The sequence below is a fragment of the Mycolicibacterium rutilum genome, from assembly GCF_900108565.1.
GTDB classification, from domain to species: Bacteria; Actinomycetota; Actinomycetes; order Mycobacteriales; family Mycobacteriaceae; genus Mycobacterium; species Mycobacterium rutilum.
In genome coordinates this window covers 4,116,044-4,129,444 of the sequence record NZ_LT629971.1, presented here as the reverse complement: position 1 = coordinate 4,129,444, position 13,401 = coordinate 4,116,044, and the positions used below count along the sequence as shown (strand labels likewise).

The 13,401-nt window shown below is 69.6% G+C and carries 16 protein-coding genes; 9 read left to right on the top strand and 7 right to left on the bottom strand.

The genetic code is table 11. The features are described from left to right. Nucleotides 1-5 precede the first annotated feature (5 nt). From BLW81_RS20100 to BLW81_RS20085, 4 genes are read right to left on the bottom strand one after another with little or no spacing between them, the layout of a single operon-like run. Nucleotides 6-698: a cysteine hydrolase family protein gene (locus tag BLW81_RS20100; RefSeq protein WP_083408694.1), complete on the bottom strand. Its 693-nt coding sequence runs from the start codon at nt 696-698 to the stop codon at nt 6-8. Next, nucleotides 695-2,101, bottom strand: coding sequence for an allophanate hydrolase (locus BLW81_RS20095; RefSeq protein WP_083408693.1), 1,407 nt, complete (start codon nt 2,099-2,101; stop codon nt 695-697). Before BLW81_RS20095 ends, BLW81_RS20100 begins: the two co-directional genes overlap by 4 nt. 37 nt (nt 2,102-2,138) lie before the next feature. Then, nucleotides 2,139-2,816, bottom strand: a complete 678-nt coding sequence (locus BLW81_RS20090) for a GntR family transcriptional regulator (protein ID WP_083408692.1) — start codon at nt 2,814-2,816, stop codon at nt 2,139-2,141. 17 nt (nt 2,817-2,833) lie between these two features. Continuing rightward, nucleotides 2,834-4,345, bottom strand: coding sequence for an FAD-dependent oxidoreductase (locus BLW81_RS20085; protein ID WP_083408691.1), 1,512 nt, complete (start codon nt 4,343-4,345; stop codon nt 2,834-2,836). Nucleotides 4,346-4,436: 91 nt separating this feature from the next. Between BLW81_RS20085 and BLW81_RS20080 the strand changes: the two genes are divergently transcribed. Then, complete coding sequence (locus BLW81_RS20080) at nt 4,437-5,000, top strand: TetR/AcrR family transcriptional regulator (protein WP_083408690.1); 564 nt, start codon at nt 4,437-4,439, stop codon at nt 4,998-5,000. 37 nt (nt 5,001-5,037) lie between these two features. Then, nucleotides 5,038-5,661 (top strand): PaaI family thioesterase, encoded by a 624-nt coding sequence (locus BLW81_RS20075; RefSeq protein WP_083408689.1) that lies wholly within the window; start codon nt 5,038-5,040, stop codon nt 5,659-5,661. On the opposite strand, the gene BLW81_RS20070 is transcribed toward BLW81_RS20075, so the two are convergent. Further along, nucleotides 5,636-7,624, bottom strand: a complete 1,989-nt coding sequence (locus tag BLW81_RS20070) for an FUSC family protein (RefSeq protein WP_407662275.1) — start codon at nt 7,622-7,624, stop codon at nt 5,636-5,638. The two genes, BLW81_RS20075 and BLW81_RS20070, sit on opposite strands and share 26 nt — an antisense overlap. Before the next feature lie 227 nt (nt 7,625-7,851). Here BLW81_RS20070 and BLW81_RS20065 point away from each other — a divergent pair, with 227 nt between their 5' ends. Genes BLW81_RS20065 through BLW81_RS20040 form a run of 6 tightly spaced genes read left to right on the top strand, consistent with a single transcriptional unit; the run spans nt 7,852 to nt 11,736 of the window. Beyond that, nucleotides 7,852-8,685 (top strand): SH3-like domain-containing protein, encoded by an 834-nt coding sequence (locus BLW81_RS20065; protein WP_083408688.1) that lies wholly within the window; start codon nt 7,852-7,854, stop codon nt 8,683-8,685. Then, nucleotides 8,685-9,395, top strand: coding sequence for a thiocyanate hydrolase subunit gamma (gene scnC / locus BLW81_RS20060; RefSeq protein ID WP_083408687.1), 711 nt, complete (start codon nt 8,685-8,687; stop codon nt 9,393-9,395). Before BLW81_RS20065 ends, scnC begins: the two co-directional genes overlap by 1 nt. Next, complete coding sequence (locus BLW81_RS20055; protein ID WP_083408686.1) at nt 9,392-9,760, top strand: thiocyanate hydrolase; 369 nt, start codon at nt 9,392-9,394, stop codon at nt 9,758-9,760. The genes scnC and BLW81_RS20055 overlap by 4 nt, the downstream gene beginning before the upstream one ends. A 26-nt stretch (nt 9,761-9,786) precedes the next feature. Next, nucleotides 9,787-10,509, top strand: coding sequence for an EthD domain-containing protein (locus BLW81_RS20050; RefSeq protein ID WP_083408685.1), 723 nt, complete (start codon nt 9,787-9,789; stop codon nt 10,507-10,509). After that, the gene (locus BLW81_RS20045; RefSeq protein ID WP_083408684.1) at nt 10,506-10,949 is read left to right on the top strand and encodes a TIGR03618 family F420-dependent PPOX class oxidoreductase; all 444 of its coding nucleotides are present in this window, start codon (nt 10,506-10,508) and stop codon (nt 10,947-10,949) included. The genes BLW81_RS20050 and BLW81_RS20045 overlap by 4 nt, the downstream gene beginning before the upstream one ends. A 16-nt stretch (nt 10,950-10,965) precedes the next feature. Further along, nucleotides 10,966-11,736, top strand: coding sequence for an enoyl-CoA hydratase/isomerase family protein (locus tag BLW81_RS20040; RefSeq protein WP_083408683.1), 771 nt, complete (start codon nt 10,966-10,968; stop codon nt 11,734-11,736). A gap of 8 nt (nt 11,737-11,744) precedes the next feature. On the opposite strand, the gene BLW81_RS20035 is transcribed toward BLW81_RS20040, so the two are convergent. Further along, entirely contained in the window at nt 11,745-11,942 is a 198-nt protein-coding gene (locus BLW81_RS20035) for a (2Fe-2S)-binding protein (protein WP_083408682.1), read from the bottom strand. A 10-nt stretch (nt 11,943-11,952) separates the two neighbouring features. After that, the gene (locus BLW81_RS20030; protein WP_083408681.1) at nt 11,953-12,582 is read right to left on the bottom strand and encodes a fatty-acid--CoA ligase; all 630 of its coding nucleotides are present in this window, start codon (nt 12,580-12,582) and stop codon (nt 11,953-11,955) included. Between the two features lie 242 nt (nt 12,583-12,824). Between BLW81_RS20030 and bfr the strand changes: the two genes are divergently transcribed. Then, nucleotides 12,825-13,310 (top strand): bacterioferritin, encoded by a 486-nt coding sequence (gene bfr, locus BLW81_RS20025; RefSeq protein WP_083408680.1) that lies wholly within the window; start codon nt 12,825-12,827, stop codon nt 13,308-13,310. The last annotated feature ends 91 nt before the right edge of the window (nt 13,311-13,401 follow it).

Below are 13,401 nucleotides of genomic sequence, written 5' to 3'. Positions count from 1 at the left end.
CCTCTCTAGGCGGCGGTGGTGGTCAGCGCGTTCAGCGCGGGAATGACGGCGGCGGTGTCGGCGACCCAGCCGAAGATCCCGCCCTGGGCCTTGACCATCTCGAGCCCGACCCGCTGGAATTCCGGGAAATACGAACCGACGCAATCGGATACGACCAGGCACTCGTAGCCGCGGTCATTGGCCTCACGCGTGGTGGTGTGCACGCAGACCTCGGTGGTGACACCGGTGATCAGCAGGTGGGTGATGCCGGCCGCGGTGAGCGTGTCGTGCAGTGCGGTCGCGTAGAACGCGCCCTTGCCGGGCTTGTCGATGACGACTTCGCCGTCGGCGGGCGCGAGCTCGTCGATGATGTCGTGGCCGTACTCGCCGCGGATCAGGATGCGGCCGTAGCGGCCGGGGTCACCGATCCGCTTGCTCGGAGCGCCGCGGTTGAGCTTGGCCGGCGGACAGTCCGACAGGTCGGGCAGGTGGCCCTCGCGGGTGTGGATCACCATCAGTCCCGCGGTCCTGGCCGCGGCCAGCAGCGCGGCCAGCGGTGGCACCACCACCCGCAGCCTGTCCACGTCGTTGCCGAGGCTTTCGCCGAATCCGCCCGGCAGCAGGAAGTCTCGTTGCATGTCGATGACGATCAGCGCGGTGCGGCCGGCCGCGAGTTCATAGGGCGACGGTTCGGCGGCGACCTCGACAGTGCGGGTCATGCGTGCTCCTCGACGACGGTGGGGACGGCAGAAGGGGTGGGCGGGACCGCGCGCGGTTCGTCGAGCAGCTGCGCGGCGAACTCGAGCACGGTGTCGTCGGTCAGCGCGGCACCCAGCAGCGTCGCGCTGTGCGGGCGCCCGTCGGCGGTGATCCCGAGCGGGATCGCCACCCCGAGCAGGTCGAGCAGGTTGCCGAAATGCGTGTAGTGGCCCAGCGTCGTGTTGCAGTCGATCGGCGCGGCGATCACCTCGTCGACGGTGAACGTGGTGCCGATCGTCGGCACCACGAGGACGTCCAGCGAGCGCCACAACCGGTCCACCTGCACCTTGAGTTCGCGCATGCGGTGCAGCGCGGCGAACGCGTCGACGGCCGTGTAGCGGTGTCCGCCCTGCAGGATCTCGCGGACCACGGGGTGGATCGAATCCGGTTGTTCGGCAAGGAAATCGGCGAACTCGACCAGTCGTTCGGCCACCCACGGTCCCTGGTACAGCAGCTCACCGGCCGCCAGGAACGGCGCCAGCGAGACCTCGACGACGTCGTGCGTGCGGGCCAGGTGGTCGCGGAACGCCAGATGCGCGTCGCGCATCTGCTCGTCGCCGAAGAACTCGAGTTCGTGTGCCGGCGGCAAGCCCACCCTCGGCGGCGTCGCCGCGCGCCGCGGCCCGCGGTCCCGCGACCACGGGTCGGCGTCGTCACGACCGGCAGCCACGTCGAAGACCCGGTCGACGTCGTCGATCGAGCCGGCCATGATGCTGATGCAGTCCAACGACTTGCACGCCGGGACCAGGCCCACGGTGCTGATCAGCCCGCGTGAGGGTTTGAACCCGATCACGCCGTTGAGCGCGGCGGGCACCCGTCCCGACCCGGCGGTGTCGGTGGCGACCGCGAACGGCACCTGGCCGAGCGCGACCGCCAGCGCCGATCCCGAACTCGAGCCGCCGGAGATCATGTCGCCGCCGTAGACGCTGCGCGGCACCGGATACGGCGTGCGGGTCCCGTTGAGCCCGGTCGCGAACTGGTCGAGGTTGGTCTTGCCGACATACAGCGCGCCCGCGTCGAGGAGTCGCTGCACCACCGGCGCCGTCGCGGTCGCGGTGTAGGCGTAGTCCGGACACGACAGCGTGGTCTGTACGGCCGCGACGTCGATGCTGTCCTTGACCCCGAACGGCACCCCGTAGAGCGGCAGAGTGCGTGCACCGGGCCGGTTTTCGATTTCGGCGGCGGCCGCGATCAGCTGCTCGCGGGGCACAGTGGACAGCCAGGTGCCGTCCTCGCCCCTGGCCGCGACGGCGTCGGCGACGCGGGCCGCGGTCTTGGTCGGCGACCCGGTACCGCTCGCGTGCGACGCCAGGATCTCGGCGACCGACGGTCCTATCGACGGTCCTCTCGCATCCACCACCATGTCTGTCGATTGTCGACAGAATCATGGCGATCGCGCGTCAGTCGTGTGTCGGTTGTGTTAGCGCTCCGTTGAAGTCGAGATGGCCGTGGCTGTCGAGCGCCGCGAGCACGGTGTCGGCGTCGTTTGCCTCGAGCGCGCGCAGGATCGCGCGGTGCCGGGCGATGCCGTCGCGCGTGGTGCTGCGGCGGGCCTCCTCGCGCATGTTCATTGCCATCGGCACCTGCAGCTTGAGCAGGATGGGCTCGAGCGCGATGTCGAGTTGACGGTTACCCGCCAGCCCCACCACCGCGGCGTGGAACATCCGGTGCGCGTCGTCGCGGGCGAGTTGGTCGGTGGCCGCGCGCATCCGGTCGAACGCGCGGCGCACCGGCGCCAGCGCGCGTTTCGGATCGGCCAGCGGTAGCGCGGTTTCGATGGCGTGGCGCTCCAGGACCGCGCGTAACCCGTAAAGCTGCAGAATGTCTGACGCGGACCACTCGGCGACACGGGAGCCGCGGCGGGGGAGATGTTCGACGAGTCCCTGCTGAGCCAGCAGTCGCAGCGCCTCGCGCAGAGGCGCCCGGCTGATCCCGTAATCGGCGCAGACCTGCTCCTCCCGGATCTTCTCGCCGGGCGCGAGCACCCCGCTGAGGATGGCGTCGCGCAGCCGGTTGCCGACGACCTCGACGAGGGTGCCGGGCAGCTCGTGCCGCGCGCCGGATGTCGGTGCCGCCATGGCGGCCATCGTAGGAACTATCCGGTGGCCGCGCTGCGCGGGATGAACCAGCGGTCGAGCCAGCGCGTCATCGTCCGCTGATCGCCTGCCCGGCCCGCGGCCGCGAGGTAGCCGTCCGGACGGACCAGCCACCAGCCGTCGACACCGGCCGAGACATGCTGCACCGCAACGATGTTGAGATACTGCTCGGGCGCATCACCGGTCGCGGTGAGCAGCGTGAGCCGGGACAGGTCGAGCAGGTCGTAGAGCCGGCGATGCTCGCCCGCGACGGTCGTCACCTCGGAGTCGGGCACCCGGTCACCGGCGCGCAGCGAGCCGGTCCGCCCGCCGCCCGCGGCCAGCGGGGCGTTGCGGTAGGTCGCGGCGAGCTGGCCGAGCCGCGGCACCGCTTTGTCCTGTACGGCCGACCGGCCCAGCAGCCGCGGGGCCAGCGCGGTCAGCGCGGCGTGCGCGACCGGGTTGGTGGAGTTGAAGAGCGTGGTCGCGCGTTCGGTCATGCGGACCAGTTGGGTGATCACCGGCAGGCGATCCGTTTCGTAGGTGTCGAGCAGATGCTCGTGAGCGCGCCCGTCGAGCACCATCGCCAGCTTCCACGCCAGGTTGATCATGTCCTGGATGCCTGCGTTCATGCCCTGTCCGCCCGCGGGGCTGTGCACGTGCGCGGCGTCGCCGCCGAAGAACACCCGCCCGCTGCGCAGCGTGGTCATGTGCCGACTGTTGATCCGGAAGCGCGAACTCCAGTTCAGCTCGTAGAGCTCGGCCCGAATGGGCGCGACGCGGTCGTAGAGGCGCTGGATCGCCGTCAGGTCCGGCTCGGGCGCCTCGCCGGCCAGCCCGTCGGGGTCGGTGGCCATGAATCGGAACCGTCCGTCGCCCATCGGGAAGACCGCGAGAAATCCGTTGGGCGCCAGGAAGATCGACAATTGATCCTCGGGCACGCCACCGACCAGGTGGACGTCGCCGAGGACGTAGTTGTGCGTCATCGACCTGCCCTCGAACGGCAGCCCGAGTGCCTTGCGGATCGGGCTGTGCGCGCCGTCGGCGGCGATCACGTACGCCGCGGTGACGGTCTCCTGGTCACCGTGGGTCGTGCGCAGCCGCACCTGCACATCGCCGGGGCCCTGCTGCAGGCCGACCACTTCCACGCCGCGCTCGACCTTCACGCCCTGCGTGGCGAGTTGCTCGGCGAGCAGGCGTTCGGTCTCCGACTGCGCGAGCAGCAGGATGAAGTTGAAATCGCTCGCCATCCGGTCGAAGTGCAGGGCGGCGAGCCTGCGGCCACGCGCGTACAGCGTCGTCGCCGAGGCCCGGTTGCCGGCGCGCAGCAGCTCGTCGCCGACCCCGCGCACGCGCAGCAACTCCAGCGTGCGCGCCTGAACACCGAGCGCGCGGGACGTGGGAGACGGCTCGGGTGCGCGGTCGACGATGCGCACCGCCACGCCGAGGCGCGACAGCTCCATGGCCGCGGTGAGCCCGGTGGGTCCCGCCCCGACGACCAGGACGCCGGGGCTTTCGAGTGATCCGGTCATGTCCGCGCCTCCCGATCAAGTCAACAGCTGGTGACTTGACGCTAGGCCGACCCCCAGCCGTTGTCAACAGCTGATGACATACCCTGGTCCCATGGCTGCAGCACGCACCCGCGACGCCCGGGCGACCCGCGCCGACATCCTGGCCGCCGCGCGGCGGCGCTTCGGCGCCGACGGCTTCGAACGCACCACGTTGCGGGCCGTCGCGGCCGACGTCGGCATCGACCCGGCGCTGGTGATCCGGTATTTCGGCAGCAAGCAGGAGTTGTTCGCCGCGGCCGCGGAGTTCACCCTCGACCTGCCCGACCTCACCGAGGTGGCGCCCGACGAGGTCGCCGACGCGTTGTTGCCACGGTTCTTCGCGGTGTGGGAGGACGACACCACGTTCGTCGCGCTGCTGCGGGCGGCGATGACCAGCAGCAGCGCCGCCGACACCATGCGCCAGGTGTTCGCCACGCAGGTGGCGCCGGCGCTGAGCAAGGTGGCGCCCGACCACCCGGCGCAGCGGGCCGGCCTGATGGGGGCGTTCGTGATCGGGTTGGCCACCACCCGCTACGTACTGGCCAATCCCGCGGTCGCCGATCTCAGCCACGACGAGTTGATCGCGTGGGCGCGCCCGGTCATCCGGCAACTGCTGGTCGGGCCGGCGCCGAGCTGATTCGACACCAGGCTCTGCAACGTGTTCTAGTGCATGCGTGGTGCAGTGGACCGATATCGGCGACGTCCCGTCGGCTGAGGTCGAGCGGTTGCGCGCGGTGTACGGCCCGCTCGCCGACTCGGTGCGGGAGTTGATCGACGCGACGATCCGCACCGAGGTCGACGTGGACACCGTGGCAACCGTCAAGGCGCAGATCGACGCCGCGACAGCGCGGCTGCGGTCACGCCAGACCGACGGCCCGTTCGGGGTGCGGTTCACCAGCGGAGGGGACCGGATGGCGTGGGGCAACCCGGTGATCGGGATCCGCAACCCGGTGGCCCCGCCGGTCGAGGTCATGCGCGATCCCGACGGCCGTGTGCACACCGATTTCGAACTCGGCGCGGCGTTCGAAGGGCCACCGGGACATGTGCACGGCGGTGTGGCGGCGCTGATCCTCGACCACCTGCTCGGCGAGGTGGCGGCCAACGCCGAATCGCCGCGCTTCACCGGCACCATCACGCTGCGATATCTACGGCCCACCCCGCTGGGCCGGCTGCACGCCGAAGCCAGGATCACCGGCACCGACGGTGTGAAGGCCTACGCCGCGGGCTATCTCGCCGACGCCGAGGGCCCGACGGTCGAGGCCGAAGGCGTGTTCATCCAGCCGAAATGGGCTCGCTGATCGAGGCGATGCCCGCCAGGCTGCGGGTGATCGAGGCGATCTCCGACACCAGCACGCGCACGGCCCCGTCGTCGCCGGACACGCCCGCGGCGCGGTCCCGCACCTGCTGAGCGGCCGCGGTCAGCGCCGCCACGTCCACCGTCCACGGCGTCGCCGGCGTCGGGGGCGCGCCGCGCAGCGCGTCGACGTAATCGTCGACGGCCGCCACGAAATCGCGCGTCAGGGCGGTCGGCGGGTGCGGCGGCAGGCTGTCCTCGAGCGCCGTGCAGGAGGCGGTCACCGCGTTGAGCGCGGTCCGGTACGACCGCAGCCACCGGCGCAGTTCCCGGGTCTCCATCCGGGTCGCGCCGGAGGCCGCCTCGAATCCGGCCCTGGCGCGGTACGCGCGCTGCCAGGCGGTGGTCACGGTGTCGGCCTGGTGGTCGATCTCATGCACGTAGGCCTTGACCACCGTTGCGGCGTAATCGATCTCGGACTTCAGCAGTTCCCCGGCGCGCTGGTGCAACCGCGTCAGCGCATGGTCGGGCAGGGCGACGTGGGCCACCACCGCGAGGCCGCCGCCGATGATCACCGAGAACAACCGGTCCTCCAGCGTCGCACCGGAGGTCACCGCGTCGATGTCGAGCAGGAACACCGTTGCCGCGGCCAGTGCGGCGCTGCCCGCGATGTAGCCCGTCCGGTGCACCGCGTAGGTCACCGCGAGGCAGGCGGCCGCGAGCACGACCGCGACGGCGCCCGTCGGATGCAGCAGCCACGCGATGACCGAGGCGGCCACGATGCCACCGGCGATGCCCGTCAGTCGTCCGACGCAGCGCGTATAGGTGTGCGCGGTCTCGGGACGCAGCACCATCAGCACCGTCAGCGCGATCCAGTGGCCGTGTGCCACCGGCGCGAACCGGTCGGCCGCGACCCCCAGCGCGGCCGCCGCCGACAGCCGGATCGCGTGCCGCAGAATCGGCGACGTCAAGGTCATGTGCGAGCGGATGACATCGACCGTCGTGCGGACCGGGCTGATCAGGTCGGCCCGGTTCAGGTCGGGGAAGCGCAGTTTCGCGACTTCGTGGAGTTGGCGCGAAAGTCGTTGCGCGAGTTCTTCTTCCGGGCCGCTCAACAACGCCACCGTGGCGTCGAGGCGAATCAGGCCGTGCTCGGTGTCGCGCCGCGCGGTGTGGTCCTGCCCGGCGATCGCGTCGAGCACCTCGGCCGCCGCCGCCGCCATGCGCGACACGTCTTCGTCGTTGACGCCCGGCGATTCGCGCAGCGCCCGCAGCGTGGCCATGATGCGTTCGGGCGGCCGGTGGCCACCGTGATAGGCCTCCGGCCGACGGCTGGCCTGGGTGTCGATGAACGCGTCGCGCAGCGACGGGTCGAGGATCTCTGTCGTCGGCGATGAGCCGTCCGCACCGATCTGGCGGGCCTCGTCGGCCAGCGCCCGGTACGCGTCGGACAGCGCATCGCGCTGCGTGCGCCACCGCTGCGGCGGCCACATCGCGATCAGCGCGGCCTGCACACCGCCGGCCAGCACCGTCAGCAGCGTCGGCACCAGCACCGACGCGGCCGTCGGGGCCAGCGGTGGCGCGACCACGAGCAGTGCGCTCGCGCCGGCACCGACCAGGCCCGCGTTACCACCGACGGCCCACTGCAGTCCGGCCGCGAAGCACCAGAGCGCCACCACGGCCACGAAGACGATGTCCAGCGATGCGGTCAGCGCCCCGAGAAACACTGCCGCGCCCATCTGCACGGCCACGATGCCGACCCGCGAGATGCGTCCGCCGGGGCTGTCCTGCAGCGCGATCGCCCCCGCGACGGCGCCCGCGCCGGCCACCCACAGCGCGGCGGGTCCCGAAACCCACAGCAGCGTCAGCACGGTGGTCGCCAACACCGCCGCCAGGCTCCTGGCCACCGCGCCGCCGTCGGACATGGTCGGGCGCAAGGCGTCGACGATCCGGCTGGCGGTGCTCACGCCCCCATTCTGACGTGTCGCCTCGCCGAGGGGGGCGCACCACGCGGGTGGTTGCCGGGCACAGCTCGACGCCGTCGTCAATTGTGCTGAGACACAGCGCAACCGCGTGCACACCCGGGTCCGGGGGAGCGGCCTGGCCCGATTCGTCTGCGGGCGGCCACGTCCGGCGTTAGAGTCAGCCGGCGGGGTTTGGTCCACGTAAGCCGCGGCTACGAGAGGGATTCCGAATGAGTACTGCCGCCGAGCGCGCAGCCCAACTCGACCTGGTGGCCCGGCTGAAGTCGGCATACCCCGAACTGCCGGACGCGCCGACACCCGACCTGCTCGACCACGACCGGATCACCGCGTATCTCAAACCCGTCCATGACGTCGGTGGTGAACCGGACGCGCCGATGAAGTACGAGAACAAGCAGTACGAGCTCTGGGAGCACATGACCTATGTGATCTGTGAGGTGCTCGCGTGGCGCGGGATCTGGCTGTCGGAGGAACGCCGCCGCATCGGCAACGTCGACGTGGGCCGCGCCCAATACCTGGGTCTGCCGTACTACGGACGCTGGCTGCTCGCGGTCGCCCGGGTGCTGGTGGAAAAGCACCACATCGGGCTGACCGAGTTGAGCGAGCGGATGGCCGAGGTGAAGTCGCGGTACGAGGGCGGTCTGGCCGGAAAGAAGTTGGAGGCCAGACCCAAGTCCGAGGGCGACGGGTCCGCGGTCAAGCGCAACGCCCACCACAAACATGCGGTCGGCAAGGGGGATCCGCAGGTGTACGCCGGGCAGGCCGGGGAACCGAAGTTCAAGGTCGGCGACGCGGTGGTGGTGCGCGAGCTGCCGGTGATCTTCTACACCCGCACACCGGAATACGTGCGCGGCGCGCGCGGCGAGATCGCCACCGTCGCCTACGAGAGTCCGGCGGCCGAGGACGAGACCTGGGACCGGCCTGCCAAGCCGGAGTGGTTCTACGTCGTGCGGTTCACCATGGCCGACCTGTGGCACGGCTACACCGGCACCGCGGCCGACGTCATTCAGACCGAGATCCCCGAGCACTGGCTGGAGGCCGCCTGATGTCCCACGATCACGACCACGATCACGAGCGCACCGTCGCGCCGATGGTCGACGAGATCACCGACTTCGAGGTGCTCGAGATCGCGCTGCGCGAACTGTGTATCGAGAAGGGCATCTTCACCGCCGAGGAGCACCGGCTGTTCACCGAGTTCGCCGAGCAGATCGGACCGACCCCGGCGGCACGTCTGGTGGCCCGGGCGTGGCTCGATCCGGACTTCAAGGCGCTGGCCCTGTCCGAGCCGATGACGGCCAGCAAGGAGGTCGGCGTCGACTGGCTCGAGCCCACCGGCTTCGGCACCCCGAGCGACTTCACCGCGTTCGAGATCCTCGAGGACACCCCGACGGTGCACAACGTGATCGTCTGCGCGTTGTGCTCGTGCTATCCACGGCCCATCCTCGGCAACTCCCCGGAGTGGTACCGCACCCCGAATTACCGCCGCCGCATGGTGCGCTGGCCGCGCCAGGTGCTGGCCGAGTTCGGCCTCTACCTGCCGGACGAGGTCAGCGTCCGGGTGCAGGACTCCAACCAGAAGCACCGCTTCATGGTGATGCCGATGCGCCCCGAGGGCACCGACGGCTGGTCCGAGGACCAGTTGGTCGAGATCATCACCCGCGACTGTCTCATCGGTGTCGCGCTGCCCAAGGCCGGCGTCACGGCCAACGTCATCACCGACACCCGCCCTGCCGTGCATCCGGCCTCGGAAGCATGAGCGCCACACCGGATCCCGGCATCGAGCAGACGACTGTCCCGGCGCTGCAGGAGATCGTCGAGCGCAACCAGGTGTGGTCGCGGATGGCCGCCAAGTACGGCGTGGAGAACCCGGTGCCGCCGTGGAAGACCAGCCTGGACGGGATGTGCGACGCGCTCGACCGGGCGGCCTGTGACGCCGATGTCCCGGACTTCAAGGAGCGCCGCGACGAAGAGGACGCGCTGGCGGCGACGCGCTACGCCGACCTGCCGTATCCCGAGAACCAGTTGGTCTCGCTCGCGCACTCGCTGGTGGCCCGCGGCGTCATCGACGAGCAGGAACTGCGGAGGCGGTTGGCCAACGTCCGCGAGCGGCTGGAAGCCTGACCGGCGCCACGCGTTAGGTTCGCTTCGTGGAGAAAGTGATCATCACGCTGCGGCGGGCCGACGGTGACGACGCCTGGTGCGCACGGCTGCGCGAGCACGTCGCGGCCGATCTGCTGGCTCTCGAGGTCCCCGGGCTGACGATCAACGTCCGTGACGGCCAGGTGCGCGACTCGCTGATGACGCTCACGACGCTGGACCCGCCGGTGGTCGGGTTCGTCAGCCTGTGGACCCAGCAGTCCTACGGCGAGCAGGTGACCGCCGCCGTCGCACGCCTGCGGCACGAGGCCGACCAGGTGGCCGCCTACCTGGTCACCGAGTCGGTTCCGGTGGCGCTGCCCCCGACCGCACCGGGTGATCGCGCCGACGGGTTCGCCAACGTCGCGCTGCTGCGCCGACCCGCGGACCTCGACGAGTCCGCATGGCTGCAGCGCTGGCACCTCGACCACACCCCGGTGGCCATCGCGACGCAGTCGACGTTCGGGTACACGCAGAACGCGGTGGTGCGGGCGCTGACCCCGGACGCACCGGCGATCGACGCGATCGTCGAGGAACAGTTCCCGCTGGCCGCGCTGTCGGACCTGCACGCGTTCTTCGGCGCCGCCGACGACGACGACCTGCGCGACCGCATGGACCGGATGGTGGCCAGCACCGCCGCGTTCGGCGCCAATCGCGATGTCGACACTGTGCCGACCAGCCGCTACGTGTACCGCGTACCGTTCGTTGATGTTGCCGCACAAGGAGTTTCATGACGACACTCGATGAGGCGGTCACGCTGGCCGCCGCCGACAACGGGTTGGCCGTGGTGTCGACCCTGCGGGGCGACGCGACGATTCAGGCGTCGCTGGTCAACGTCGGCAAGCTCGCCCATCCGGCCACCGGCGCACCGGCGCTGGGCTTCGTCACCTACGGCCGGGTCAAGCTCGCCAACCTGCGGGCGCGTCCGCAACTGGCCGTCACGTTCCGCCAGGGCTGGCAGTGGGCGACCGTGGAGGGCCGGGCGGTCCTCGCGGGCCCCGACGATCCGCAACCGTGGCTGGCCGACGCGGATGCGTTGCGGTTGCTGCTGCGCGACGTGTTCACCGCCGCCGGTGGCACCCACGACAACTGGGCCGAGTACGACCGGGTGATGGCCGAGCAGCGCCGCACCGTGGTGCTTGTCGAACCCACCCGCGTCTACAGCAACGGTTAGCACTTAGGCTGCTGCGGTGGCCGAATCGACCCTGCAGATCGCCGACGACAACCGCGTCCGCACCGTGACCCTGCACCGCCCCGAGGTGCTCAACGCCTTCAACGAGGCCCTGTACAAGGCGACGGCGGACGCGTTGCGCGACGCGGCCGCCGACCCCGAGGTCGCGGTCGTCGTGCTCACCGGCGCGGGCCGGGCATTCAGCGCAGGCAACGACCTCAACGAGATGCAAAGGCGCATCACCGATCCCGAGTTCAACCAGCAGGGCAGCCACTTCACCACGATGATCGATGCGCTGACCGAGTTCCCCAAACCGCTGATCTGCGCGGTCAACGGTGTCGGAGTGGGCATCGGCGCAACGATTCTCGGTTACGCCGATCTGGTGTTCATGTCGACGGCCGCGCGGTTGAAGACGCCGTTCACCAGTCTCGGCGTCGCCCCGGAGGCCGCGTCGTCGTATCTGCTGCCGCGGCTGATGGGCCGGCAGAACGCCGCGTGGCTGCTGATGTCCTCGGAGTGGGTCGACGCCGAGGAAGCCCACCGGATGGGCCTGGTGTGGAAGGTGTGCGCACCCGACGAGCTGCTGGCCGAGGCCCGTCGGCACGCCGAGATCCTGGCGGCGCGCCCGATCGCGAGTTTGATGGCGGTCAAGCAGACGATCACCGCGCCCACCGGTGAGGGGATCGCCGCGGCCACCGCCCGAGAGATCGAGCACTTCGCCGCGCTGATGGGTGCGGCGGCCAACGCCAGCGCGCTGGCCGAGTTCACCGGTAAGGGCGGCGGGGCGTAGCGCGGCGGTCAGTGCCGCGCCGCGGTGTGGGCCTTCTCGTCGGCCTCGCACTGCGAGGCGATGATCGCGCGCAGGGTCCGTCGGCACCGCCCGCAGTCGCCGCCGGCACCGCACGCCTCGGCGATCTGTTTGGACGTCCGCGCCCCGTTGGCCACGCACTCGCTGACAACGTGGCTGGTGATCCCGTGGCACAGGCAGACGAACATGCGGGCCCCCTCAACCCTGCTCGACGCTCATCAGGTGGGCGAAACGCCCGACGAACTGGGTGGGGTAGGCGCCCAGCCCGGCGTTCGACATCCACTCGGCCGCCGCGTCGGGGTGGTCGATCCAGTTCCTGGCCGCCACCTCGTCCTCGATCTCCTGCAGGATCATGACTTCCTGCCCGTCGTCGAGGGCGCGGTAGACCCAGATCTTGCGCACGCCGCCCTGCTTGAACCGGTCGAGGCCGTCGTGCACCTTGGCCATCAGCGCGGACACGTCCTCCACCGACGACATGACGCCGACGACCACGCGTCCCACCCGGTCGATCGCTGTCGGCGCATAGAGGTCGATCTTCTCGACCACTTCACCGCCGAAGATCGGCGGGATGTCGACCGCGCCGGCAATGTTGAACCACTCGAAGATCGCCGGCGACCGCAAAACCTCACGAATGGACTGGACGTGCCGAATGCCAATGGTCACCAGGACGCGATTGGGCTCCCAGATCGATTCGTAGAGCACGACGTGATGGGCGCCGATCGATTCCAATTCGTCGTGATGCTTCTTCAGCCATTTCCACATCCGGTCGACGTCGTCGACGCAGAAATCGCACGCCAAAATCAGTGAGTGCAAATCGTACTCACTCATTGCTGATTCCTGTCTGTCGCGCGTCCCGGCGGGAAGTTAGCGCAGCCTAACATTAGTTAGCGTAGCCAGTCCAGACTAGCGCGCTGATCTGCGCCCAGCGGGCCGCCGGCGGCCCGAAAGCGAGCCGAAAACGCGCGTGGCGCAGGGCTCAACGGTGACCAATCGGGTGTCGTCTGCACTAGATTGGAAGGCGCACGACCTACAGCGATCTCTGACCAGCCCTCAGGTGCTTAGGAGCGACCATGCAAGGCGATCCGGACGTTCTCAAATTGCTCAACGAGCAATTGACGAGTGAATTGACAGCCATTAATCAGTATTTCTTGCATTCCAAAATGCAGGCCAACTGGGGCTTCACCGAACTCGCGGAATACACGCGCAAAGAGTCGTTCGAAGAAATGAATCATGCGGAGGACATCACCAACCGCATTCTGCTCCTCGACGGCCTGCCCAACTATCAGCGGCTGTTCTCCCTGCGAATCGGCCAGACGCTGCGCGAGCAATTCGAGGCCGACCTCGCGATCGAGTACGAGGTGGTCGAGCGGCTGCGCCCGGGCATCATGATGTGCCGCGAGAAGGGCGACGCCACCTCGGCCACGCTGCTGGAGAAGATCCTGTCCAACGAGGAAGACCACATCGACTACCTCGAGACGCAGCTGCAGCTGATGGACAAGCTCGGCGACGAGCTCTACGCGGCGCAGTGCGTGTCGCGTCCGCCGACGGCGCTCTGAGTTCTCTAGCGCGAGGGTGCGCGTTTTGTGCACGCTCGCGGGGGCAATCCTGACCGGACGCGTAACTTTTCTAGCCTATCTAACGATAGGC